Below are 22,611 nucleotides of genomic sequence, written 5' to 3' on the forward strand. Positions count from 1 at the left end.
AAGCGATTCGCCGGGTGTTCAATCTGGCCAGCGTAAGACGCCGGACGAATCCTTGCGGGCGAGTTTCATCGCATCGGCCGGGCGGTCCTTGGCGGTCAATATGGCGCGCAGCCGTTCGGCGACGATCTCGGCCTCGCCGGGATGAAGATTGCAGGGGTCGAGGAAGAAATGGCCGCGCTCCACCTCATGGTTGCGCACGATGATCGGTGGCGAGCCCGCCGCCAATGCCGAGGTGAGGCCGGCCGCCGTGAACCGGCTTTCGGGCAGTACAAAAATCTGAAGCCGATCGAGAGGGTTGGCGGTCGGATCGGGAATGATCTGCGCGACAATGCCCGGCAGCCCCTGCAACGTCTCCTTCCACAGGTTGAGCGCGGCGTCTTCGCGGCGGCGGATGCCGGCATGGTCGCGCTTTTCCCAGGCTTCCAGTGCGGCCATGGTGCCGGCGATGCTCTCCTTGCCGACCTTCATGGCGCGGGCGACGCCGCGGTTCTGGAGATAGGCGGTGCGAACCAGATCCTTGCGCCCGGTGACGATGCCGCTGGTCGGCCCACTCAGGAATTTGTGGCCGCTGTAGATGACAATGTCGGCGCCGCGCGCGAGGAAGCCGCGCAGATCATACTCTGAAGCCGCATCCACGATCACAGGGACACCCCTGGCGTGGCAGATCTCGCAGAATTCCTCCAGCGACAGCATGCCATACTGCACGGTGTGGTGCGCAACGACATAGAGGCCCGCCGCCGTGCGGTCGTTGATCGCGTCGCGCACATGATAGTCCTGCGTCACGCTGACCGTGCCGGCCGGCACGACCCTGGCGCCCGCCAGCCGGACCGACTGGTCGATCGGCGCACCATAGTTGACGACGTGCCCGAGCTGGACGATGACCTCCGACTTCAGGCCCTCCGTGTTATCAGGCAGCCGCTCGATGGCGAGCAGATTGGTCCCCGTCATAGCACCGGCGATCGCCATGGTGATGCCGCTGGCGCAGCAGGCAGTGATGAAACCGGCCTCGCCGCCAGTCAGGCGCGCGACGATCGTGCTTGCGGCACGTTGCAGGTCATCCATTTCCACCCATTGCGAGCCCATTTCCGCCATGGCACTGATCGCTTCGGGGACAATGATCGACGCGCCGAGCGCGGTCATCGTGCCGGAGACATTGATGATCGGGCGAAGGCCGAGCCGTTCGCGGATGGTGGTGTTGGAGCCGGCAGTGGAAGTGGTTTTCATCTCTCGGATTCCATTCTTCTAAAGGTCAGGCGGCGATCTCGACAACCGCCTCGATTTCAACGGTGATGTTTCCAGGCAAGGAGCCGACGCCGATCGCCGAGCGGGCATGGCCGCCGATATTGTCGAACACATCGGCAAACAGGTCGGAACAGCCATTGACCACTTTCGGGTGGTCGCTGAAGGTCGGTATGGCGTTGACGAAGCCGAGCAGCTTGACGACGCGCACGATCCGGCCAAGGTCGCCAGTGGCTGCGTGCATGACGGCAAGCAGATTGAGGCCGGTGAGGCGGGCATGGCCATAAGCCTGCTCGACGCTGACATCCTCCCCCACCTTGCCGGTAAACAGCGTGCCGTCGGTGCGCAGCGGACCCTGGCCGGACAGGAAGATCAGCCGGCCGCTTTCGGCATGGGTGACGAAGTTGGCGATCGGTGTCGGCGGCTCGGGCAGCGTCAGGCCCAACGCGGCGAGCCGGATATAAGGCGTCATGAAAGAAGGCTCCTTGCGACAGCGTTCGCTGTCCCGTTCTAGAAATGCGAGGCGCGGAAGCGTGCCAGGAAGGTGCGCAGGCGCTCATTGTCGGTGTCGGCCGCCAGGATTTCGGCGGGTGGACCCGCCGCGCTGACGCCGCCATCGGCCATGAAGATGATGCGGCTCGAGGCATCTCGGGCAAAGGCCATTTCGTGCGTGACCATGACCATCGTCATGCCGTCCTCGGCCAGGCTACGCACGACCTCGAGCACCTCGCCGACCAGTTCCGGGTCGAGCGCGGAGGTTATCTCGTCGAGAAGCAGGATCTTCGGCCCCATGGCCACGGCGCGGGCAATGCCGACGCGCTGCTGCTGGCCGCCGGACAGTTCGGCGGGCAGACTGTCGGCCTTGTGGGCGAGGCCGACCCGGCCGAGCCAGTGTTCGGCGATGGTGCGCGCTTCGGCGTTGCTCTTGCCGCGCACCTTGGTGAGGCCAAGCATGATGTTGCCGGCGGCTGTCAGGTGCGGAAAGAGGTTGAAGCTCTGGAACACCATGCCGGTCTCGGCGCGCATCGCGGCGAGATCGCGTTCGCTGCGACGCTGGCGGGTTCCGGCTTCGCGAAAGCCGACCTCCTTGCCGTCGATGCGGATCGAACCACTGTCATAGCTTTCGAGAAAGTTGACGCAACGCAGCAGCGTGGTTTTGCCGCTGCCGGAGGGGCCGATGACCGTCACCACCTCCCCCTTCGCCACCTGCAGGCTGACCGAACGCAGGACCTGGACGGTCCCAAAGGCTTTGGAAACGTCGCGGACGTCGAGAAGGGCCGGGGTGTTTTTCGGACTTGTGGACATTGCTATTCCCGGATGAAGGAGAAACGCCGCTCGAGCCGCCGGCTGGCGAGCGAAAGGGCATAGTTGACAGCGAAGTAGATGAGCGCGCCGAGAATATAGAGCGGCATGGCCTCGTAGGTGCGGCCGATGACCTGGTTGATGGCCTGCATCAGGTCGGTGATGCCGAGCAGCGATACCAGCGCGCTGCCCTTGACCGCATCGGTGACGCCGTTGATCCAGGGCGGCAGGAAGCGCCTGAACGCCTGTGGGAAGATGACGTAGGCGAGCCGCTGTCGAAAGGTCAGCCCGATCGCCATCGCCGCCTCGGACTGCCCTTTCGGAATGGAGCCGACAGCGCCTCTGAAATATTCGACGACCTGGGCTGTCTTGAACAGGGTCAGCGCCAGCACGGCGGCCCAGAACGACGGCAGATGAAGCCCGACGGCCGGCAGTCCGTAATAGACAAAGAAGATGAGCACCAGGATCGGTATGCCGCGGATGGTGTCGCTGAAGATGCGCACGGCCCATTGCAACGGCACCGGGCCATAGACGAGACCGACGCCCATGATCACGCCGGCAATCAGCGAAAATACCACGACCAGCAGGGATACCCACAGTGTCAGGGCAAAGCCCTGGGCGAGGAAAGGCAAGGCATAGGCGATCTGGGTCAGCATATCAGCGCGCCGCCCTGAACCGGCGCTCGACAAGCCGAAGCGCAAAAAGCAAGATGTAGCCGGTCACCAGATACATCGCCGTGACCACGAGATAGACCTCGACGATGCGGAAGGTGTTGAAGTTGATCCACTGGGCGCCATAGGTCAGCTCCGGCACCGAAATGACCGACGCGACGGAGGTGTCCTTGAACAGCGATATGAAGGTGTTGGACAATGCCGGCAAGGTGATGCGCAGCATGGTCGGCAGGCGCACGTTGAGCAGCCTTTGCCAGGGTGTCAGGCCGATTGCCTTGCCGGCGTCCAGCTGTCCGCGCGGAACGGCTTCGAGCCCGGAGCGAAACACCTCGACCAAATAGGCACCGCTATAGAGCGACAGCGTGACGACGAACGAGGTCGGCGCGCTGTAGGCGATGTCGACCACTGTCGGCAAGCCGTAGAAGACGAGGTAGACGAGCAGGATCAGCGGCACGTTGCGGATGAATTCGACGTAGGCGGCGATGATGGTGCGCACGGTGCGTCCAGCGGACACGTACCAGACCGCCAGGACCAGGCCGATGACGATGCCGATGGCGATCGATATGACGGCGAGTTCGAGACTGAGCAGCAGTCCGCCCCACAGCTTGTCGAAGTGCCGCCAGATCAGGTTGAAATTGAGGGCATAGCCCATGCGTCCGCCTCAGTGCCGCAGGCTTAGAGCAGTTCACCGTTTCACGGAAACGGCGACCCGCCCTAACTCTTTGTTTTGACGCAATTCCGGACGGAAAACCGTTTCACACTTTTCCTGGAATTGCTCTAGGGAGGCGGAAGGGCGCTGGATAAGCCCTCCCGCCCGATGCAGATCAGATGGCCGGGAAGCCGGGATGGCGCGCCGGCGGCTCCTGTCCGAAGTAGTCTTTGAAGGCGGCATCGTAGAGTGCGTTTTCGTGGCCGAACATGGCGATGGTGAAGGTCGCGTTGACGAAGGTCAGCCAATCAAGGTCGCCTTGCCGGAGTGCCGCGCCATAAAGCATGCTCAGCCAGCTCTTGCCGGCGTCGAAATATCTGTCCGGATTGCGCGAGGCGAGCCAGCGCACCGTGGACAGATCGACGGCAGCGGCGTCGACGCGTTTCGATTCCAGTGCCTGCAGCACGTTGGCCTGGGTATCGATCTGCATGACCTGGCACTCGGGCAGCACCGAATGCACCTGCGCCTCGGCATCGACATTCTGCAGGATGGAGACGCGTGTCGCCGAGCCGCCGGCAAGCAGCTTGTCGAAGGTCTTGTTCTCGGCGGTCGGAAGGCTCAGCAGGGCGACGCCCTCGACATAGTAAGGCCGGGAAAAATTGACCAGCTGCGAGCGCTGGGCGCTCATCGTCATGAACTGAATGGTGATGTCGACCTTGTTGGTGGTGACGTTGGGGATGCGCTGTGCCGGATCCTGCATCACGAACTCGACCTTGGTCGGATCGTCGAAAAGGCCCTTGGCAAGAATGCGCCCCATGGTGATGTCCATGCCGACGAGTTCGCCGGCATCGTTCTCGAAGTGCCACGGCGCATTGGTGCTGCCGGTGCCGACGATCAGCTTGCCGCGATCGAGCACGGTGCGCAGCAGGCTGTCGGGTGCTGCCTGAGCAGCGGCCTTCTGGGCATCGACGGCTACCGCCGCACCCACGACGCCGGCCGTGGCCAGTCCCGCCATTCCCAATTTCAGAAAATCACGTCTTCCGGATGTGTCGTTCACGGCGACCTCCTTTCGTTTGTGTTCCCCTTGCACAGGCAATACACGCGTCAGTGACGTCGAAGCGATTGTCTCTTACAAGAGACGTGTGTATCCTGTACAGGACAGATACTAACACCGGGAATCAACAATGCAAGATGGCAATGCCTCGGCACTTTCAGCCGGCGAGAAGATTTCGGGCTCCCGTGAAAAGGGGCTCAACCGGGTGCTCGAGATTCTGGAGTTTCTTCACACGACCCAGCGCGCGATCGGCATTGGCGACCTTGCCAAGGGCGTGAACGCGCCCCGTTCGACGACCTATACGCTGGTGCGGTCGCTGGTCGATGCGGGACTGCTGGAAATGGAAGGCGACGGCAATCGCGTCTATTTCGGCAAGAAGCTCTATCTCTACGGAATGGACTATGTACGGGGCAACGACCTGTTGAGGCGGGGGCGCCAGGAGGTCGACAATCTGTCGCGCGAGACCGGCGAGACTTCCGAACTGTGCATGCTGCAGAGCGGCCGCTATACGATCGTCCATGCGAGTCCCGGCACCAGGCCGTTCCGCATCAGTTCCGCCACCGGCTTGCAGATACCGCTGCCCTGGACGGCCTCGGGGCGGCTGCTTTTGGCGGGGCTGGAGAAGGCTGAGATCGAAGGCATGGTGTCAAACGACGATCTCGTGCTGCCCGACGGGCGCAAACTGCGGCTCGACGATTTCGTCGCCGACATCGCAAAAGCGCAGGTCACCGGCTATTGCGTCACTTCGGGCCTTGTCGATGCCTATACGAAGTGCCTTGCCGCACCGGTGTTTTCAGCGCCGGGGAAGGTCGAGGCGACGATGTGCCTGGTGGTCCCCATCGATACATCCGAGGGGCGGACCGGCGAACTTATCGGCCTCCTGCGTGATCGTGCCGCGAGGCTTTCGATCGCAGCCTAGGCATGCGAACGAGCGAATGCCAGTTCAGGCAATAATGTCGGGAATGATCTTGTCTTCCAGCGCCATCAGCCGATCCTTGAGGAACAGCTTCTTCTTCTTCATGCGCTGGATCTGCAGCGGATCGCAGGCCATGGCGATCATCGCGTTGATGGCGGCATCGAAATCGGCGTGTTCCTGCTTCAGGCGGGAAAATTCGAGGCGAATATCGGCCTGTTCCTGATCGGACATTCTCTACCGTCTGCACGTCTGCGGCGCCCAAAGCTGGGCCTGATTGGGCGGGGCCGGGTGTTTTGTCACCGGCGTGCAGCCCATATCACATTTCACAGTGTCGTGGAATGCTACCACGGATCATTCGACATCGTCCGCGGAAGGTGACACACTGTCACCGTGCCGTCACAGAAGCGAACCTGCGGTGGACGCGCCGTGACGGTTGCAATCGAGGAAAACCATGAAAGGGAGAACCAATCATGTCTCTTGCATCCCATCTTGATGAGTTGCAGCGGAAACACGGCGACATCGAACGTGAAATCGATGACGCGATGAATCATCCATCGGTCGACGACCTCGAAATCGTGAATCTCAAGCGACGCAAGCTGGCACTCAAGGACGAGATTGAAAAACTAAGAGGCAAACCGACCACGCATTGACGCCCTCCTGACATAGCCGCCCAATATCCGCGGCCTCTTTTCCCGGCGGCACCCCGCCGCCGGCGTGGAGGGTTTTGATTTTCCAGCACCGGTCTGTCAGCCGAAGCTGGACTTGCACCCGGCTCAATCTCCGCTTCGGCGGTCGCCCGTTTCGCCAGATCATCGATTGTTTCTGGTCGCCGGCGGCGGGCGATTCCGGCCAGTGGCGACCTGTCGCCATTGACAAGCCATCTTTGCTCCTCCACCTCATGCCCGGACCTCAGCGCATCGGCCCGGGGCGTCGTTGTGCGTCCATGCAGGACACAAGATGCTCCAGAGACAAAAGGCTGCCGGCATGACCGGATATTTTTCCTCTCCTTTCCCCCGCCGCACGTCGGTCGGCGTCGATGTCGGCGGCGTGGTCGTCGGCGGCGGTGCGCCCGTTGTCGTCCAATCGATGACCAACACCGACACGGCCGATATCGACCAGACGGTTGCGCAGGTCGCAGCACTGCACCGGGCCGGCTCGGAAATCGTGCGCATCACTGTCGATCGCGACGAGAGTGCCGCCGCCGTGCCGCGCATTCATGAGCGGCTTCAGCGGCTTGGTATCAACGTGCCGCTGGTCGGCGATTTCCACTATATCGGCCACAAGCTTTTGGCCGATCATCCGGCCTGCGCCGAGGCGCTGGCCAAATACCGCATCAATCCGGGCAATGTCGGCTTCAAGGACAAGAAGGACCGCCAGTTCGCCGATATCGTCGAGATGGCGATCAGGCATGACAAGCCGGTGCGCATCGGTGTCAACTGGGGCTCGCTCGACCAGGAGCTTTTGACCCGGCTGATGGACGACAACCAGGACAAGGGTTTTCCGCTGACCGCGCAGGAGGTGATGCGCGAGGCGATCGTGCAGTCGGCGATCCTGTCGGCCGAGATGGCGGAAGAGATCGGCCTTGGCCGCGAAAAAATCATCCTGTCGGCCAAGGTCAGCGGCGTGCAGGACCTGATCGCCGTCTATACCGAACTCGCCACCCGCTCCAATCATGCGCTGCATCTCGGCCTGACCGAAGCCGGCATGGGCTCGAAGGGCATCGTCGCTTCGTCGGCCGCCATGGGCATCCTGCTCCAGCAAGGCATCGGCGACACCATCCGCATCTCGCTGACACCGGAGCCGAACGGCGACCGCACGCGCGAGGTGCAGGTGTCGCAGGAATTGCTGCAAACCATGGGGTTCAGACAGTTCGTGCCGATTGTTGCCGCTTGCCCCGGCTGCGGCCGCACCACCTCCACCGTGTTCCAGGAACTCGCCCAGAACATACAGGCCGATCTCAGGAAGAACATGCCCGTGTGGCGCGACAAATACCCCGGCGTCGAGAACCTCAAGGTCGCGGTGATGGGTTGCATCGTCAACGGCCCTGGCGAGTCCAAGCATGCCGACATCGGCATTTCGCTGCCCGGCACGGGCGAAATGCCGACGGCGCCTGTCTTCGTCGACGGCAAAAAGGCGGCGACGCTGCGCGGGCCGTCGATCGCCGCGGATTTCGAGAAAATGGTCGCCGACTATATCGAGCAACGGTTCGGTCGCGGCAAGGCCGCGGCGGAGTAGAACCGATGCAGCGTTTCCTTTGGGCAGCGCTGATCCTGCTGTACGGGCTGACCTGGTCGACCCTTGTGCAGGCCGATCCGCCGCAATCCGCCAAACAGCGGCTGATCGACAAAGTCTGCAATCTGATCCAGGCGCATGCCGACCAGAACGGCCTGTCCAGGGATTTCTTCGCTCGGCTGATCTGGAAGGAAAGCCGTTTCGATCCCAACGCCGTCAGTCCGGTCGGTGCCGAAGGCATTGCCCAGTTCATGCCGGGCACCGCCAAGATGCGCGGGCTTGCCAATTCCTTCGACATCAACCAGGCGATCCCGGCTTCGGCCAGATATCTCGCCGAAATGAAAACCGGCTACGGCAATCTCGGCCTGGCCGCCGCCGCCTACAATGCCGGCGAGAGCCGGGTGTCGCGCTGGCTCAGCTCCGGCGGTTTCCTGCCGATGGAAACCGAAAGCTATGTCTTAGACATCATGGGCGAACCAGCCGACAAGTTCACCGACCGGGCCTATGCCGGAAGGGTCGAGCCGCTCGACGCAAAGACGGATTTTGCCGTCGCTTGCCGAAAACTGCCGGTGATCATGTCGCGGACGGTGGCCATGGCTTCGATCAACATAAAGCCATGGGGCATCCAGGTGGCCGGCAATTTTCGCCGCAGTGCCGCGATCACCCAGTGGCTCAGGGTAAGGAGCCGGTTCCCGGCCCTGCTCAACGGGCATGATCCGGTGGTCAGCCGGGTGCGCACGCCGATCGGCCGGCGCGGCATCTACGCGGTCAGGATCGGTGTCGACCGCCGCGCCGATGCCAACGTTATTTGCCAGAAATTGCAAAGTGTCGGTGGGGCGTGCGTGGTGGTGCGCAACCGGTAAATTGGCCGCTGCCGGCATGGTGTTTGTCCGAGAGAGGCATTTAAGAGCGACAGCCGTGACGTCGCATCCAGCAAAGATTTCAGCTATGGCGGCGGCCATCTTCACAAGGGCGGCGACAGCCCCTGCCTTTGACGAGCAGCATGGACACAACATGTTCGATGGATACATAATCTGCGGCACGCCGAGGACCGGAAGCACGCTACTGTGCAAGCTTCTGGCATCCACGAAGACGACTGGCGATCCGCACTCATTCTATCGGCGGCAGGATGTGCTGGAGTGGGCTGAAGAGTGGAAGCTGCCTGATCGCGACACGATGAGTGAGCTCGACTTCAATGTCGCCTATCTCAACGCGGCGATCGCTGCGGGCAAGGGTGGGACCGGCCTCTTCGGCCTTCGCTTGATGCGCGAAAATCTGGATGAGCTTTCGGCAATCCTCGACCGGATTTTCCCAAAACTGCAGTCGGACAGAGCGCGTCTTGAAAAGGCCTTTGGCCGCGTCCTCTACATACACCTCTCGCGGGAGAACAAGCTCGCGCAGGCTGTCTCCCTGATCAAGGCGGAGCAGACCGGTCTTTGGCATATCGCTCCCGATGGCACCGAGATCGAAAGGGTCGCACCGCCGAAAGAGCCCCAATATGATTTCGAGCGTATCAAACGAGAGGTCACGGAACTCGAGACCTATGACGCGGCCTGGAACATTTGGTTCGCAGAGCAAGGCATATCCCCGCTGCGCGTCGGCTATGAGCGCCTTTCAGGCAATCCGGCTGCGACGTTGCTAGGCATCTGCGAAGCCCTGGGAGTCCCAGCACCTGACGAGGAGGATGTAAGCCCCGGCGTTGCAAAGCTTGCTGACGCGACAAGCCTCGACTGGATGCGCCGCTATCGTCTGGAGGCTGCCGCCGTCTGACGCATCCTCATGGATGCAGTCAGGCGGTCTTGGCCACGACGGTCTCGCTGAGCCAGGTGCCGATCTTGGTGCCTAGGCGGTCGGGCGAAACGGGCTTCGGCAGATAGTCGTCCATGCCTGAATCGATGCACTTGTCGCGATCGCCCTTCAGCGCGTGCGCGGTGACGCCGATGATCGGGATGTGGGCGCCCGTCGAGACCTCCATCGCCCGGATGGCGCGGGTCGCCTCGTAGCCGTTCATTTCGGGCATCGAAACGTCCATCAGGATCAGCTTGGGGCGCAGCGCCCGGTACATTTCGACCGCCGTGCGGCCATTGCCGGCGATACGGTAGCTCAAGCCCAACCCATTGAGGATCTGGCCGAAGACCAACTGGTTCACGTCATTGTCCTCGGCAATGAGGATGTCGATCGGTCCGTTCGGCGCGGTTGTCGATTCCGGCGCTGCCGCGACCGGCATTGCCGGGCCGCGGATGACGGTGAAGGCGGGCGGCGCTGCCAGGGGAGCCTGCACGATCGGTTCGCGGACGAACCGCGCCTTGCCGACCTGCGAACGGGCCTTCTGAATCACCGAGATGACGGTGCCGAGCAGCACCGCGGAGCGCGCCGGTTTGGTCAGATGCGCGGCAATGCCGAAGTCGATGATCATCTTGCCGAAATCGACCTGGTCGACCGAGGTCAGGATAACGATCGGGATGGCCGACAGGCGGCTGTCGGAAGCAATGGCTCTGGCGACGTCGGCGCCGTTCATGCCCGGCATCTGGTAGTCGAGGATGATGCAGTCGACGGCGGCGCCGAGTTGAAAGGCGCGGTCGAGGAAGGCCAGGCCGACGGCGCCGCTTTCGGCGGCGGCACAGTCGAAGCTCCAGCTTCTGAGCTGCTCGAGCAGGATTTCGCGGTTGACCGGATTGTCGTCGATGACCAGCACGCGCGCGCCGGTGACGTCGACCGGCACGATCTCGTCGCGCGCCGCGGCCTGATGCGCGGGCAGCGGCACAGCGAACCAGAACACGGAGCCACGGCCGATCTCGCTTTCGACGCCGATCTTGCCTGCCATCAGGTCGACGAGGCGGGCGGCGATGGCCAAGCCCAGCCCCGTGCCCTCATGGCGGCGGGTGGACGAGCCGTCCACTTGCGCGAATTTCTCGAACACGTTCTGCAGTTTCTCGGCCGGTATGCCGATGCCGGTGTCTTCGACGCGGACCTTGAGCTGGACCACGTCGTTGACGATCTCGCCGCCGACATCGATCAGCACATGACCCTTCTCGGTGAACTTCACGGCATTGCCGAGCAGGTTGGTGATGATCTGCCGGAAGCGGCCGGCGTCGCCGACGACATGGGCCGGCAGGCGCGGGTCGACACGCACGATCAGTTCGAGGTTCTTTTCGGCGACGCGCGCCGAGACCAGCGTCGCCACATCCTCGACCGCCTCGGAAAGGCGGAAGGGAGCAGGGTCGAGAGTGAGTTGCCCGGCATTGATCTTGGAGAAATCGAGGATGTCGTTGATGATGGTGAGCAGCGCGTTGCCGGATTTGACGATGACGTCGGTGAAGGTCTTCTGGCGCGGGGTCAGATCGGTCTTGGCCAGCAGTTCGGCCATGCCGAGCACACCGTTCATCGGCGTGCGTATTTCGTGGCTCATATTGGCCAGGAATTCCGATTTGGCGCGGTCGGCGGCCTCGGCCTTGAACAGGGATTCGGCGGATTCGGCAAAGGCGCGGCGGATTGCCACTTCCATCGGGCGGAAGATCCAGAAGGCGACGATGGCAAGTGCCGCGAACAGGATGCCGCTCGCCCACAGCAGCAGCCTGTCGCTTGAGGCATCGGCCAGGTGGCGCTCATCATCCATGGCGGTGCGGACGCGGACCAGCATCGGCTGGGCGAACAGGTCGTTCTGGTTGCGGATTTCGCGATAGCTCCACTCGTCGACCTTTTGCGCCATCGACATCAGGTTGAAATTGCGCACCATGTCGCGCGGCGACCAGAACAGATCGCCGTTGACGGAAGCGGACTGGAGTTCGTTGACGGTCTTGATCGACAGCCGCGGCTTGATCGCCGCAAGCTGGGCGGTCAGCGTCTCGATCTCGCCGGTCAGGCGCTCCGAATGGCCGCGCGCCGATGTGGTCAGGGCATCGCGTGTCTCCGCCCGCCAGGCGGTGCCGGTGGTCTCGGCGAAGCTGGTCGCGTTGCGCAGGTCGCGGGTGAAGATGACGAGATTGCTGCTCAGCGCATCGATGTCGCGGCGAAAGGAATTGACGCGGTCAAGCGCAATCACGATACCGGCGGAAGCCAGCGCGAAGATCAGCAACCCTGAAATATAGCGGATCCGGACCGACCGGATGAAGGACGAATATTCAGGCATGCGCAACCCCAACACATACGCACCATTTTAATGGCCGGGATTACGCTTCATTTACATTAAAATTTCGTTCGTGAGAGGGCAGGCAGGCCATGCGAACCGCCGGATGGACAGCGCGCCTAGACCGCTTCCACGACGAGGGCGCGGATGCGGCCACGCACCGGGCCTTCCCCGAACCGTTTCCCAAGGGCATTCGCCACGTATCGCGTCGCCTCCTCCAGCGAGCCGCCGCGCGCCTCGATCTCAGCCCGCAGGGGTGTGCCCTGGCAATAGGCCGTGGCCGCCTCATATGGCGACGAAGCGGCGCTGACGGCATCCAGCGGCTCTATGGTGATGTTACCGAAGCCGGCGGCATGAAGGTCGGCGCGGATGACGTCCGCATCGTGATAGCCGTGCGGCGTCCTCGCCATGAAGCGCGGCGGATCGGCCGGGAAAAAATGGCCGAGCGCCCGCGTCACTTCCTCGGCGAACTCGTTGTCTTCGATGGCACTCCAGACGTTGAACAGGAAGTGCCCGCCCGGCCGCATCACCCGCCGCGCTTGGCCGTAGGCGCCCACCCGATCGGGGAAGAACATCGCGCCAAACTGGCAAACCACGGCGTCGAACTCTGCGTCCTCGAAGGGCAGCGCCTGGGCGTCGGCCTGCCGCCAGGTGATCCGAGGATCGTCCGCCATCCGCGTGCGCGCGTGGTCGAGCATGGGCTGGTTGAGGTCGGTGACCACGATGCGGGCTTGCGCCGGCAACTTTGCTGCCATCGCACGTGTCACCACACCGGTGCCCGCCGCCACTTCGAGCACCGATTGCGGCCCGAGCTTCGACACCCGCTCTGCCAGATCCCGTGCATACGGCTCGAAGATCAGCGGCACCATCGCCCGGTCGTAGACCTCGGCAATGGAACCGCTGAACAGCTTGTCGGTGGTCGACATGGCACCCCTCCAACTCTACCCGCACCGCGTGCGTGCCGTGCGGATGGCAAAGCGATGTCGATCCTCTGCCTCGGCAGGCTTCCGCTCAAGTTCTATTTCTGAATTGGCCGGCGGAGGATGAGCGAACTTTAGTCAGCTCGATATCTCGGCTGGCGCCAACCTCAACTGGTGCGGGTCGCCACGAACGTTGCCGCTTCTTTCAGCAACTGGGCGTCGTCGCCATAAGGATCAAGCAGTGCATGCGCCTGCTCGACGAGGCCGTGCAACTGGTTGCGAGCCCAATTCGCACCATGCAAGGCCACCAGCGTCGCCTTGCCGGCGGCGGCGTCCTTGCCGGTTGCCTTGCCCATCTGGCTGGCATCGGCGGTCAAATCGAGCAGGTCGTCGGCAAGCTGGAAGGCAAGACCGATCGCCGAGCCGAATTCGGCCAGCCGCTCGCGGTCATCGGCCGGGGCGCCGGCGATGAGGGCACCTGCCTCGCAGGCGAAACGGATCAGAGCGCCAGTCTTCATCGCCTGCAGCCGGACGATGCCGGCCTCGTCCGGCGGCGTCTGTTCGGCTTCGAGGTCGAGCTTCTGGCCGCCGACCATGCCGCCGGGTCCGGCGGCGCGGGCCAGCGCCAGCACCAGGGCCGCCCGCCGCTCCGCGGGCAGGGCGGTCGCCTCGCCGGCGATGACGTCGAAGGCCAGCGTCAGCAAGGCATCGCCAGCCAGGATGGCGGTCGCCTCGTCGAAGGCTCTGTGCACGGTCGGCTGGCCACGACGCAGGTCATCGTCGTCCATGGCGGGCAGGTCGTCGTGTATCAGCGAATAGCAATGCACGCATTCAAGTGCGGCGGCGACACGCAGTGTCGCCTCGCCATCGGCGGAAAAAAGGGCGGCACTTTCCATGACCAGGAAGGGCCGCAGGCGCTTGCCGCCGTTCAGCACGCCGTGCCGCATGGCTGCCATCAACCGCTCAGGCCGGGCGATCTCGCCCGAAAGCGCGCGGTCGTCGAGCAGCCGCCGCAGCAGCACCTCGACGGCGGCAGCGCGTCGGATGAGCGCCATTTCGAACGCCATTTGGTCGTCATTCGTCATGGCCGGGACCGGTAGCCGACACTCAGACGTTGCGCAAGAAGGCAAGCGCCATTATGCCGGAGCAGTATGAGCCCGTTTGGAAACTCTGCTCCTGCGGTCATCTGAGGGCGTTTTCTGCGCTTCCGGTGCTTGCGTACTCTAATGTACGCTCCGCTCCGGTTCTCGAAAACACCGTCACATGACTCACAGGAGCGCGTTTCAAAACGAGCTCTCTGGCACGGGTTGGGCGGCTTGGCGGAACCGATCGTCGATCATGAAACCGAAAAGCTGGACATGGCGACGAGATCGCGAGGCGTAAATCGCCGCGGTCTCAAACGCTGGGTCCGGCGCGGCATCGTCGTGGCTGCGGTGCTGGCTTTGATTCCGGTCGTGCTGACCTTTCTCTACCTGCCGTTCTTCGTGCATCCTGTCTCGACGCTGATGTTGAAGGACCTGGCGAGGTTCTCCGGCTACGACCGCCGCTGGGTGTCGCTCGACGACGTGTCGCCGGTGCTGGCCAATTCCGTCATCATGTCGGAGGATGGGCAGTTCTGCTTTCATCGTGGCGTCGATCTCGGCGAGCTGAGAGGCGTCGTCGACGACGCGCTGGCCGGCGAAGCGACGCGCGGTGCCTCGACCATCACCATGCAGACGGTAAAGAACCTGTTTCTGTGGTCGCGGCCGCTGGGCTCGGTGCGCAAGGTGGTCGAATTGCCGCTGGCCGTCTATTTCGATGCGGTGATGTCGAAACGGCGCATCATGGAAATCTACCTCAACATCGCCGAGTGGGGGCCGGGCATCTACGGCATCGAGGCTGCGGCACAGCACCATTTTGGCGTTTCGGCAAAACAGCTGTCGCGACGGCAGGCCGCCTTGCTTGCGGTCTCCTTGCCAAATCCGATCGCCCGCAATCCGGCCAAACCCGGGCCTGGCTTGAGGCGGCTCGCTAATCTGATCGAGCGGCGCGCCGGCCGCTCCGGCGCCTATGTCGGTTGTCTCCGCTAGCCGATCCAAAAAAATTCGCGCCAGTGCTGGCCAAAACGGCACAGGGCGTGTATAGGCACCCGACTTTCTCAGATTTAGGCCCCGACATGGCCCTTTCACGAGGGCGGGCGGGCTTTTGACCATGTAGTGGAGCATATCCATGGCCGTTCCGAAACGTAAAACCTCTCCGTCCAAGCGCGGCATGCGCCGCTCGGCCGACGCCCTCAAGGCCCCGACCTATGTCGAGGACAAGAATTCCGGCGAAATGCGCCGTCCGCATCATATCGACTTGAAGACCGGCATGTATCGCGGTCGTCAGGTGTTGACGCCCAAGGAAAGCTGAGCCCAGCTTTTTCAAAGGTTTGAATTTCCATAAGGACCGGCCGGTGGCTGGTCCTTTTGCGTTTGGGCCGGCCGGCAGCGCATTTCGAGGCGTGCACCGCAGGCGTTGCAAATCCTTCGGCCGGCAACCGGCTGACATGGTTGTTGCGTGCGGTCTTCGACCGTGTTCAACGCTGCCATCGAAACATCTTGACGGCGTGCCTGTGGCGCATTCTACAAAGGATTGCCCCCACATGGAGACGCCAGATGTTCGGTGCCATTCCGCTGCTGATCGTGCCTTTCGTGCTCTACAACCTCGGACTGTTGGGAATTTTCGGCAGCGGTGACGATCCTTGGGCGAGCGAGGTCTTCTCCTTCAGTATGATGTCGGGCGGCGTGTTCTCGATGACGCTGGGCGACCTGATGATACTGATCGGGCTGGTCTTCCTGTTCCTCGAAATGGCGAAGTCGGTGCGCACGACCAACGCCTCGATCATGGACCATCTTCTGTCGACGCTGGTGTTCGTGGCCTTCCTGGTCGAGTTCCTGCTGGTGAAGGGCGCGGCCCATTCCGTCTTCTTCACGCTGATGGTCATCGCGCTGTTCGACGTGCTGGCCGGATTCGCAGTGTCGATGCGATCGGCCAGCCGGGACATCAATCTGAATTAGGTCCCCAGCGCGGAAGGCGGAAGTTTGACGGGCGCTTGCGCTGACAGTTGTCGGAAACGCCCGTAACGTCCCCGACGCTCAGCCCGGATCGGCGGTGAAGCCGGCGGCCTCGATGCCGGCGATGGCCGCGGCTTCGTCATTGTCCGAGGTGTCGCCGGAAATGCCGACGGCGCCGATGATAGCGCCAGTCTTGTCGCGGATCAGCACGCCGCCGACGACCGGCAGCACGCGTCCGCCAGAGACGTCCGAGATGCCGGCGACGAGGTGCGGGCGCTCCTTGGCGAAAGCCTCGACTTTGCGCGAGCCCATGCCGATGGCGAGCGCACCAAAGGCCTTGCCGGCCGACATTTGCGGGCGCAGGAACGAGGCGCCGTTCTGGCGCTGGAAGGCGACCAGATGCCCGCCGGCGTCGAGCACTGAGACGCCAAGCGGCTTAAGCTTGAGATCGGAGCCCTTGGCAAAGGCGGCATCGATGATTTGCCTGGCTTTTTCGAGCGGCAGTGCGGTCATGGCGGTCTCCTGTCTGAAAGGCGTCGATCATCGACCGTCGACGGGCGAGATAACATCCCGGTTTCGGTTGAAATTGCTTCGCGTGAAAGGTGGGATGGAAGCGACCGTCACAGCCTCCCGGATAGGAGTTGGTGCCTGTGCGGCTTCAGGTTATTTTTTCTTGGCGCGGGCCGGCTTCTTGGCAGGTTCCGCCGGCGCGTTGGCGAGGTCTTCGGCTTCCTTGGCGAGACGCAGCGCCCGCAGCTTGTTGGTCTTGGCCTGGCGGGCGTCGCTCTCGGCGACGTATTCGGCCATCGCCTTCTGGCGGACGGTTGCCGCCTCTTCCTGCTTCTTGAAGCGCAGGTCGGCGCGTGCGCGGGCAGCATCCCGAGAGTTCTCAACCAAGACCTTATCCAATCCCGTGAATTGTGATTTTCCGCTTCTTCTAGCAGAGCCGGCCCCCAAACGGGAAAATAAGTTGGTCAAGCGGCAGAGTCGGCGGCGAGAGCCTTGCTGGCAACCAGGGCTTCATAGGCGGCCTGCAAGGTGGCGCGGACAGAAGGATCCGACGCGGTATCGAGCGGCTTGCCGAGATGTTCATGGCGCAACTCGTCCATGAATTTGTCCCACATCGGCTGTCCGCCCTTTTCCAGAAGTTCGGCGCGGATCGAGAGTTCTTCGCTGACCGGCAGCCAGACGCGGCCCCAGGCGCCGAGATGGGCCAGGATCGGCACCAGCGTGATCGCCATTTCGGTCAGGCTGTAGATCGCCTTCTGCTTGTGCGAGGGGTCGTCGGCTTTGGTCAGCATGCCCAGTTCCATCAGCCGCTTCAGCCGATCGGCGAGGATGTTGGAGGCGATGCCTTCCATCGATCCGTTGAGCAGCTCGCGAAAATGACGCCTGCCGCCGAAGATCATGTCGCGAAGGATGATCAGGCTCCAGCGATCGCCGAACACTTCCAGCGACAGGTTGATCGGACATCCGGACCGGCGATCCATGCTCATGAGATTTTTTCTCCAAAACCAGTTGCATTATCGTATCGGTTTTATTATCGTGCAACCGATTGCAAAATGCAATCAGTTTTGCAGAGAGGAGACTGCGCCATGACGACCACCCAACGCCCCAAGATCATATCCGAGACCTTTGGCAATCCGGCGAACCCGCCGCTGTTGCTGATCATGGGAGCGATGGCCTCGATGCTGTGGTGGCCGGAGGCGTTTTGCCGGAAACTGGCCGGTGCCGGCCTGTTCGTGATCCGCTACGACAATCGCGATAGCGGCCGTTCGACCAAATACAAGCCGGGAGAGCCGCCCTACACGTTCGATGATATGGCCGACGATGCAATGCGCGTTCTCGACGACCACGGTATCGGCAAGGCGAATGTCGTCGGCATGTCGATGGGCGGCATGATCGCGCAACTTGTGGCGTTGGAACACCCGTCCCGTGTCGTTTCTCTGACCGTGATCAGCAGTTCGCCGGTGGGAATCGACACATCCGGCCTTCCTGGGACGACCGAAGCCTACATGGAACACTCGGCCGAGGGCGCCAAAGTCGAGTGGTCGGACCGTGGCCAGGTGATCGATTTCATCGTCAGGGACGCGCGGGCGATCGCCAGCATCGCGCACCCATTCGACGAAGCCCGGATGCGTGCCTTCGTCGAGCAAGACTACGACCGCTCCGGCGGCTTCCTGAGCGCCACCAACCATTTCATGCTCAGGGGCGGCGACGCCTGGAAGGGCCGCCTGCACGAGATCGCGTCGCCGCTGCTGGTCATCCACGGCACGGCCGATCCGGTCTTTCCGGTCGAACATGGCGAGGCGCTGGGGAAGGCGGTCACCGGCGCGAAAATCATCCGGATCGAAGGTGGCGGCCACGAGCTGCATCCAAACGACTGGGATATGATTGTTGCCGGCATCGTCGCCCACGCCGCTTGAAGCGGCCAAAGCAGGTCTTGGCGGACAATGCTTGCCGCAGTGTTTAACCTATGACGAGCGTGCCCGGCGCCGGCCACCGTAAACCAGGAAACAGGCGAGCAAAAAATGTCCCTGACGCTTCATTTCCATCCGCTGGCCTCCTTCTGCTGGAAGCCGCTGATCGCGCTGTACGAGAACGCCACGCCGTTCACGCCTGTCATCGTCGACCTTGGCGATGCTCAGTCGCGCGCGGCCTTCTTGAAGATTTCGCCGGCCGGCAAGATGCCGGCGCTGCGCGACGATGCGCGCGACCGCACGGTGCTGGAATCGACCATTGTTGTCGAATATCTGGCCGCGCATTATCCGGGGCCGGTTGACCTCGTTCCCGCCGACATCGATCTGGCGCTGGCCGTCCGCCAGACCGATCGCTTCTATGATTTCTATGTGCAGGAGCCAATGCAGAAGATCGTTGGCGACCGGTTGCGGCCGCAGGACAAGACCGACCCGTTCGGCGTCGAGCAGGCCTGCGACCAGCTTCGAAATTCCTATGCCATCATCGAACAAGACATGCAGTCGAAGATCTGGGCGATGGGCGACACCTTCACCATGGCCGATTGCGCAGCGTCCCCGGCGCTGTTCTATGCCAACAAGGTCGAGCCGTTCGGCGACAAGTATCCGACCGTGAAACGCTACCATGACCGGCTGCTGCAGCGCTCCGCCTTCGCCCGGGTGATCGAGGAGGCGCAGCCCTACTTCAAGTTCTTCCCCTACAACAACGGTTGATCGGGGTTAGGCTTCCCAGAACTGATCGAGCCAGATGTTGAGTTTGAGGAAGCCGGTGCCGCTTACCGTATAGACGCGCCTTGTTCCTTCCGGCTTGGCGTGGACCAGGCCGGCATCGAGCAGCACTTTCAGATGTTGCGACACAGCCGGGCGCGAGACCGGCAAGCCGGCGGCCAGTTCGGTGACGGTTTTCGGGCCGCGGCGAAGTTCTTCCAGAAGATGGCGCCGATTGGGATCGGCAATCGCCATGAAGGCGTCGGAAAACATCATGCCTGTATTAGTGAGGCAAAGCCTTTCGAATCTCAACCGTCTGCTTCTGCTTTTCTTCTGGGATCGAGCCGCAATGCTTCCGGGGTGACCGAACGGTCGGCCGGCTGCGTCTTGAAGGCATCACGATCGCCGATCGGCACCGGCGCGCGGCGGCTGATGCGCAGCAGCGTGTAGCCCGCCAGGCAGAGATGCGCCAAGGCGGTCGCCAGGAACAGACCTTCCGGGCGCATCCAGCCCATCAAAGCGGCGGCGAGCAAGGGTCCAATCATCGTGCCGAAGCCGTAGAGCAGCAACAGCCCGCCAGATACCTTGACGAAATCCTCCGAGCGCGCGTGGTCGTTGGCATGCGCCACGGCAATCGAATAGAGCGTGTAGGCGAAGGCGCCATAGGCGGCAGTGAAGACGATGACGAAGACGCCGGAGCGCGGCTCGAACAGAAAGATCAAGAGCGCGAACAAAGCCCCGCCGAAAGCCGCTCCCGCCAGCACGAAACGCCGGTCGGTCTTGTCGGAGAGACGCCCGGCCGGAAGCTGCATGGCGGCACCGGCAACGACCACAAGGCTCATCATCAGGGCGATCTCGGCCGTGGAAATGCCGATGCGGGCGCCATAGACGGCGCCAAGCGTGCCCCAGGCGCCGTTGGCGATGCCGATCAACACGCAAGCGACCGCCGACACCGGCGAATTGGCATAAAGGCCTCTGACATCAAGTGAGACATCCTGCAGCGGCTTGGGGTGAGAGGCGGTCGAGACCGCCGTCGGAATGAGCGATAGGCAAAACAGGATGCCGGTGATCATGAACAGCGATGCGGACTTCACGTCGCCGCCGGCGACGATCATCTGCCCGCCCATGATCGAGGCATAAGTGACCATCATGTAGAGGCCGAAGACGGTGCCGCGGTTCTCGTTGGTGGCCTTCTCGTTCAGCCAGCTTTCGATGACCATGAAGGCACCGGCCATGGTGAAGCCGGTGAAGGCGCGCAGCAGGATCCAGACATATTCGTCGATGATCAGCCCGGTCAGTAGCGCCACGATGGCGCCGGATGCGGCAAAGGCGCCAAAGGCGCGAACGTGGCCTGCGCGGCGCACGATGCGCGGTGCGAAGAAGCAGCCGGTGACGAAGCCGCCGGCCCATGCCGTGCCCATCAGGCCGAGCGATGCGGTCGAGAAACCTTCCAGTTGACCGCGCAGGGGCAAGAGCAGTCCATGCAATCCAGATGCCGCGAGCAGGAAAGCGGTGCCGCGAAGCAGCGAGAGGATCGGTCGGTAGGTTGCGAACATTGTTTGATCCGGCTCAGGTTTGGCGGGGACGCTGGGTCTGAAGACAGCCGCATTCGGGCTTTTCGGCGGCGGGCTTTGCGCCAGCGCGCCTATCCGCGGCGGAACAGTGCTTCGGCCGCGGATTTGGTGGTGTCCTTGGCCTTGAGTTCGGCTTCCAGGCGGGCAATTTCGTCGCGCAGGATACCGATCCGCTCGGTCAGGTCGCTGACGGAAAGCAGTGACAGGTCCTGCCCGATCTCGTGCGGGCGTGCCTTCTTCTTGGGTTCGTCGTCGAAGATCGCCATCGTCGCTCCTCCTCCGCCAAGACCAGATTGGCCATTTGCCTGATTTGGCAATCAGCATACATAGGGCAGGGGCGTCGATGCAAACAGCCGATCGGACAACGGCGAGGAAAGACGGGAAATCTCATGGCGAGCGGACAGAAAATTCCGGCAAGGATGACGGCCATCGCGATCTCGGAGCCGGGTGGCCCTCGGGTCCTGAAGCCGGAAACACGCGACGTGCCGCAGCCCGGCCCCGGCGAGATCCTGATCAAGGTGCATGCCGCCGGCGTCAACCGGCCCGATATCCAGCAGCGCAAGGGCGCCTATCCGCCGCCGCCCGGCGCGTCGGACCTGCCGGGCCTCGAGGCGTCGGGCGAAGTGGCGGCCCTTGGCGACGACATATCGCGCTGGCGCATCGGCGACCGCGTCTGCGCGCTGACGCCCGGCGGCGGCTATGCCGAATATGTCAAGGTGCATGCCGGGAGCGTGCTGCCGTTGCCCGCCGGCTTCACCCATACCGAAGCCGCGGCGGTGCCGGAAAACTACTTCACCGTCTGGCACAATGTGTTCGAGCGTGGCGGCCTCAAGAAAGGCGAGACGCTGCTCGTCCATGGCGGCTCGTCCGGCATCGGCACGACGGCGATCCAGCTTGCCTCGGCCTTCGGCGCCTATGTCATCACCACTGCGGGCAGCAAGGAGAAATGCGACGCCTGCCTGAAGCTCGGCGCAGACCGGGCGATCAACTATCGCGAGGAGGATTTCGTCGCCGCGGTCAAGGAGGCAACGGGGGGCAAGGGCGCCAATGTCATCCTCGACATGGTCGGCGGCGACTATGTGGGGCGTAACTACGAGGCCGCTGCGGTTGAGGGTCGGATCGTCCAGATCGCCGTGCAGGCCGGCGCTGTCGCAAGCGCGGATTTTTCGAAAATCATGGTCAAGCGGCTTACCCACACCGGGTCGACGCTGAGGCCGCGAACCGTCGAGTTCAAGGCGGCGATCGCGGCAGCGTTGGAAGCGCAGGTGTGGCCGTTGCTCGGCACGCGCAAGGTTGCTCCTGTCATGGACATGATTTTCCCGCTCAGCGAAGCCTGGCGGGCGCACGAGCGCATGGAGGACGGCGAACACATCGGCAAGATCGTGCTCGACGTCGGCTGACAGCGAGCGAGGTCAGCGCCTCGCTGCCTACAAGATGAACAGAAGCTTAATGCTGCAATGCAGCATTTGCATTATTGCTATGCAAAATCAGCCATTCAAGTCCTCATCGATGACGCCTATTTGAGCACCATCGAAACGAACATCAATTTGGAGGACTACCATGAACCCGATCCGCGCTTTCCGTAACTGGCGTATGTACACCGAGACCGTCCGCGAACTGAACCGTCTCAACGCACGTCAGCTCAGCGATCTCGGCATCAACCGCGCCGACATCGAAAAGATCGCCCGCAGGGCTATCTAAAGCCACGTCT

The 22,611-nt window shown here is 62.7% G+C and carries 28 protein-coding genes; 12 read left to right on the forward strand and 16 right to left on the reverse strand.

Annotation, left to right across the window (positions count from 1 at the left end):
- Positions 1 to 18: 18 nt before the first annotated feature.
- The 6 genes from NP945_RS20520 to NP945_RS20545 form a co-directional block, all read right to left on the reverse strand.
- A complete protein-coding gene (locus NP945_RS20520; protein ID WP_256747383.1) occupies positions 19 to 1,224 on the reverse strand; it encodes an aminotransferase class V-fold PLP-dependent enzyme in 1,206 nt (401 codons plus the stop codon).
- A 25-nt stretch (positions 1,225 to 1,249) separates the two neighbouring features.
- Entirely contained in the window at positions 1,250 to 1,711 is a 462-nt protein-coding gene (locus NP945_RS20525; RefSeq protein WP_127271288.1) for a RidA family protein, read from the reverse strand.
- 38 nt (positions 1,712 to 1,749) lie between these two features.
- Positions 1,750 to 2,544: an amino acid ABC transporter ATP-binding protein gene (locus NP945_RS20530; RefSeq protein ID WP_128364174.1), complete on the reverse strand. Its 795-nt coding sequence runs from the start codon at positions 2,542 to 2,544 to the stop codon at positions 1,750 to 1,752.
- Between the two features lie 2 nt (positions 2,545 to 2,546).
- Entirely contained in the window at positions 2,547 to 3,197 is a 651-nt protein-coding gene (locus NP945_RS20535) for an amino acid ABC transporter permease (RefSeq protein ID WP_023810936.1), read from the reverse strand.
- A gap of 1 nt (position 3,198) precedes the next feature.
- Entirely contained in the window at positions 3,199 to 3,864 is a 666-nt protein-coding gene (locus NP945_RS20540) for an amino acid ABC transporter permease (RefSeq protein ID WP_127331004.1), read from the reverse strand.
- Positions 3,865 to 4,036: 172 nt separating this feature from the next.
- Positions 4,037 to 4,918 carry a transporter substrate-binding domain-containing protein gene (locus NP945_RS20545; RefSeq protein ID WP_127267516.1) on the reverse strand — a complete coding sequence of 294 codons (882 nt, stop codon included), beginning with the start codon at positions 4,916 to 4,918 and terminating at the stop codon, positions 4,037 to 4,039.
- 127 nt (positions 4,919 to 5,045) lie between these two features.
- Between NP945_RS20545 and NP945_RS20550 the strand changes: the two genes are divergently transcribed.
- On the forward strand, positions 5,046 to 5,834 hold the full coding sequence (locus tag NP945_RS20550; protein WP_128307236.1) for an IclR family transcriptional regulator: 789 nt from the start codon (positions 5,046 to 5,048) through the stop codon (positions 5,832 to 5,834).
- 24 nt (positions 5,835 to 5,858) lie between these two features.
- Here the strand turns inward: NP945_RS20550 and NP945_RS20555 are convergent, their stop codons facing one another.
- Complete coding sequence (locus NP945_RS20555) at positions 5,859 to 6,062, reverse strand: YdcH family protein (RefSeq protein ID WP_013529216.1); 204 nt, start codon at positions 6,060 to 6,062, stop codon at positions 5,859 to 5,861.
- 239 nt (positions 6,063 to 6,301) lie between these two features.
- Here NP945_RS20555 and NP945_RS20560 point away from each other — a divergent pair, with 239 nt between their 5' ends.
- The 4 genes from NP945_RS20560 (at position 6,302) to NP945_RS20575 (ending at position 9,833) form a co-directional block, all read left to right on the forward strand.
- Positions 6,302 to 6,481, forward strand: a complete 180-nt coding sequence (locus NP945_RS20560; RefSeq protein WP_013529217.1) for a YdcH family protein — start codon at positions 6,302 to 6,304, stop codon at positions 6,479 to 6,481.
- A 334-nt stretch (positions 6,482 to 6,815) separates the two neighbouring features.
- A complete protein-coding gene (ispG, locus tag NP945_RS20565) occupies positions 6,816 to 8,066 on the forward strand; it encodes a flavodoxin-dependent (E)-4-hydroxy-3-methylbut-2-enyl-diphosphate synthase (RefSeq protein WP_164761630.1) in 1,251 nt (416 codons plus the stop codon).
- A gap of 5 nt (positions 8,067 to 8,071) precedes the next feature.
- Positions 8,072 to 8,926 carry a lytic transglycosylase domain-containing protein gene (locus NP945_RS20570; protein WP_127319382.1) on the forward strand — a complete coding sequence of 285 codons (855 nt, stop codon included), beginning with the start codon at positions 8,072 to 8,074 and terminating at the stop codon, positions 8,924 to 8,926.
- An 85-nt stretch (positions 8,927 to 9,011) separates the two neighbouring features.
- A complete protein-coding gene (locus NP945_RS20575) occupies positions 9,012 to 9,833 on the forward strand; it encodes a Stf0 family sulfotransferase (RefSeq protein WP_256747384.1) in 822 nt (273 codons plus the stop codon).
- A 19-nt stretch (positions 9,834 to 9,852) separates the two neighbouring features.
- Here the strand turns inward: NP945_RS20575 and NP945_RS20580 are convergent, their stop codons facing one another.
- The 3 genes from NP945_RS20580 to NP945_RS20590 form a co-directional block, all read right to left on the reverse strand.
- Positions 9,853 to 12,192, reverse strand: a complete 2,340-nt coding sequence (locus NP945_RS20580; RefSeq protein WP_128307235.1) for a response regulator — start codon at positions 12,190 to 12,192, stop codon at positions 9,853 to 9,855.
- Between the two features lie 116 nt (positions 12,193 to 12,308).
- On the reverse strand, positions 12,309 to 13,115 hold the full coding sequence (locus NP945_RS20585) for a class I SAM-dependent methyltransferase (RefSeq protein WP_256747385.1): 807 nt from the start codon (positions 13,113 to 13,115) through the stop codon (positions 12,309 to 12,311).
- A 161-nt stretch (positions 13,116 to 13,276) separates the two neighbouring features.
- Positions 13,277 to 14,194 carry a polyprenyl synthetase family protein gene (locus NP945_RS20590; protein ID WP_256747386.1) on the reverse strand — a complete coding sequence of 306 codons (918 nt, stop codon included), beginning with the start codon at positions 14,192 to 14,194 and terminating at the stop codon, positions 13,277 to 13,279.
- A gap of 222 nt (positions 14,195 to 14,416) precedes the next feature.
- Between NP945_RS20590 and NP945_RS20595 the strand changes: the two genes are divergently transcribed.
- From NP945_RS20595 to NP945_RS20605, 3 genes are all read left to right on the forward strand, one after another.
- Complete coding sequence (locus tag NP945_RS20595) at positions 14,417 to 15,178, forward strand: transglycosylase domain-containing protein (RefSeq protein WP_256747387.1); 762 nt, start codon at positions 14,417 to 14,419, stop codon at positions 15,176 to 15,178.
- 139 nt (positions 15,179 to 15,317) lie between these two features.
- Positions 15,318 to 15,500 carry a 50S ribosomal protein L32 gene (gene rpmF, locus NP945_RS20600; protein ID WP_008834724.1) on the forward strand — a complete coding sequence of 61 codons (183 nt, stop codon included), beginning with the start codon at positions 15,318 to 15,320 and terminating at the stop codon, positions 15,498 to 15,500.
- A gap of 245 nt (positions 15,501 to 15,745) precedes the next feature.
- A complete protein-coding gene (locus NP945_RS20605) occupies positions 15,746 to 16,147 on the forward strand; it encodes a hypothetical protein (protein WP_023810946.1) in 402 nt (133 codons plus the stop codon).
- A 78-nt stretch (positions 16,148 to 16,225) separates the two neighbouring features.
- Here NP945_RS20605 and NP945_RS20610 read toward each other — a convergent pair whose 3' ends face one another.
- From NP945_RS20610 to NP945_RS20620, 3 genes are all read right to left on the reverse strand, one after another.
- Positions 16,226 to 16,657, reverse strand: a complete 432-nt coding sequence (locus NP945_RS20610) for a heme-binding protein (RefSeq protein ID WP_256747388.1) — start codon at positions 16,655 to 16,657, stop codon at positions 16,226 to 16,228.
- Between the two features lie 150 nt (positions 16,658 to 16,807).
- Entirely contained in the window at positions 16,808 to 17,041 is a 234-nt protein-coding gene (locus NP945_RS20615) for a hypothetical protein (protein WP_027037125.1), read from the reverse strand.
- A gap of 77 nt (positions 17,042 to 17,118) precedes the next feature.
- Positions 17,119 to 17,640 (reverse strand): helix-turn-helix domain-containing protein, encoded by a 522-nt coding sequence (locus NP945_RS20620; protein ID WP_256747389.1) that lies wholly within the window; start codon positions 17,638 to 17,640, stop codon positions 17,119 to 17,121.
- A gap of 99 nt (positions 17,641 to 17,739) precedes the next feature.
- Here NP945_RS20620 and NP945_RS20625 point away from each other — a divergent pair, with 99 nt between their 5' ends.
- A complete protein-coding gene (locus tag NP945_RS20625) occupies positions 17,740 to 18,570 on the forward strand; it encodes an alpha/beta fold hydrolase (RefSeq protein WP_256747390.1) in 831 nt (276 codons plus the stop codon).
- 105 nt (positions 18,571 to 18,675) lie between these two features.
- Positions 18,676 to 19,332, forward strand: a complete 657-nt coding sequence (locus NP945_RS20630) for a glutathione S-transferase family protein (RefSeq protein ID WP_256747391.1) — start codon at positions 18,676 to 18,678, stop codon at positions 19,330 to 19,332.
- A gap of 6 nt (positions 19,333 to 19,338) precedes the next feature.
- Here NP945_RS20630 and NP945_RS20635 read toward each other — a convergent pair whose 3' ends face one another.
- Genes NP945_RS20635 through NP945_RS20645 form a run of 3 tightly spaced genes read right to left on the reverse strand, consistent with a single transcriptional unit; the run spans position 19,339 to position 21,166 of the window.
- Complete coding sequence (locus tag NP945_RS20635) at positions 19,339 to 19,602, reverse strand: helix-turn-helix transcriptional regulator (RefSeq protein ID WP_013529232.1); 264 nt, start codon at positions 19,600 to 19,602, stop codon at positions 19,339 to 19,341.
- Between the two features lie 32 nt (positions 19,603 to 19,634).
- Positions 19,635 to 21,005, reverse strand: coding sequence for an MFS transporter (locus tag NP945_RS20640; RefSeq protein ID WP_348628944.1), 1,371 nt, complete (start codon positions 21,003 to 21,005; stop codon positions 19,635 to 19,637).
- Positions 20,972 to 21,166, reverse strand: a complete 195-nt coding sequence (locus NP945_RS20645) for a DUF1192 domain-containing protein (protein ID WP_023810953.1) — start codon at positions 21,164 to 21,166, stop codon at positions 20,972 to 20,974. The genes NP945_RS20640 and NP945_RS20645 overlap by 34 nt, the downstream gene beginning before the upstream one ends.
- A gap of 123 nt (positions 21,167 to 21,289) precedes the next feature.
- Here NP945_RS20645 and NP945_RS20650 point away from each other — a divergent pair, with 123 nt between their 5' ends.
- A complete protein-coding gene (locus tag NP945_RS20650; RefSeq protein WP_256747392.1) occupies positions 21,290 to 22,300 on the forward strand; it encodes an NAD(P)H-quinone oxidoreductase in 1,011 nt (336 codons plus the stop codon).
- Between the two features lie 160 nt (positions 22,301 to 22,460).
- Positions 22,461 to 22,601, forward strand: coding sequence for a DUF1127 domain-containing protein (locus NP945_RS20655; protein WP_013529236.1), 141 nt, complete (start codon positions 22,461 to 22,463; stop codon positions 22,599 to 22,601).
- Positions 22,602 to 22,611: the final 10 nt, after the last annotated feature.

It is taken from the genome of Mesorhizobium sp. LMG17149, from assembly GCF_024518695.1.
Classification (GTDB): Bacteria; Pseudomonadota; Alphaproteobacteria; order Rhizobiales; family Rhizobiaceae; genus Mesorhizobium.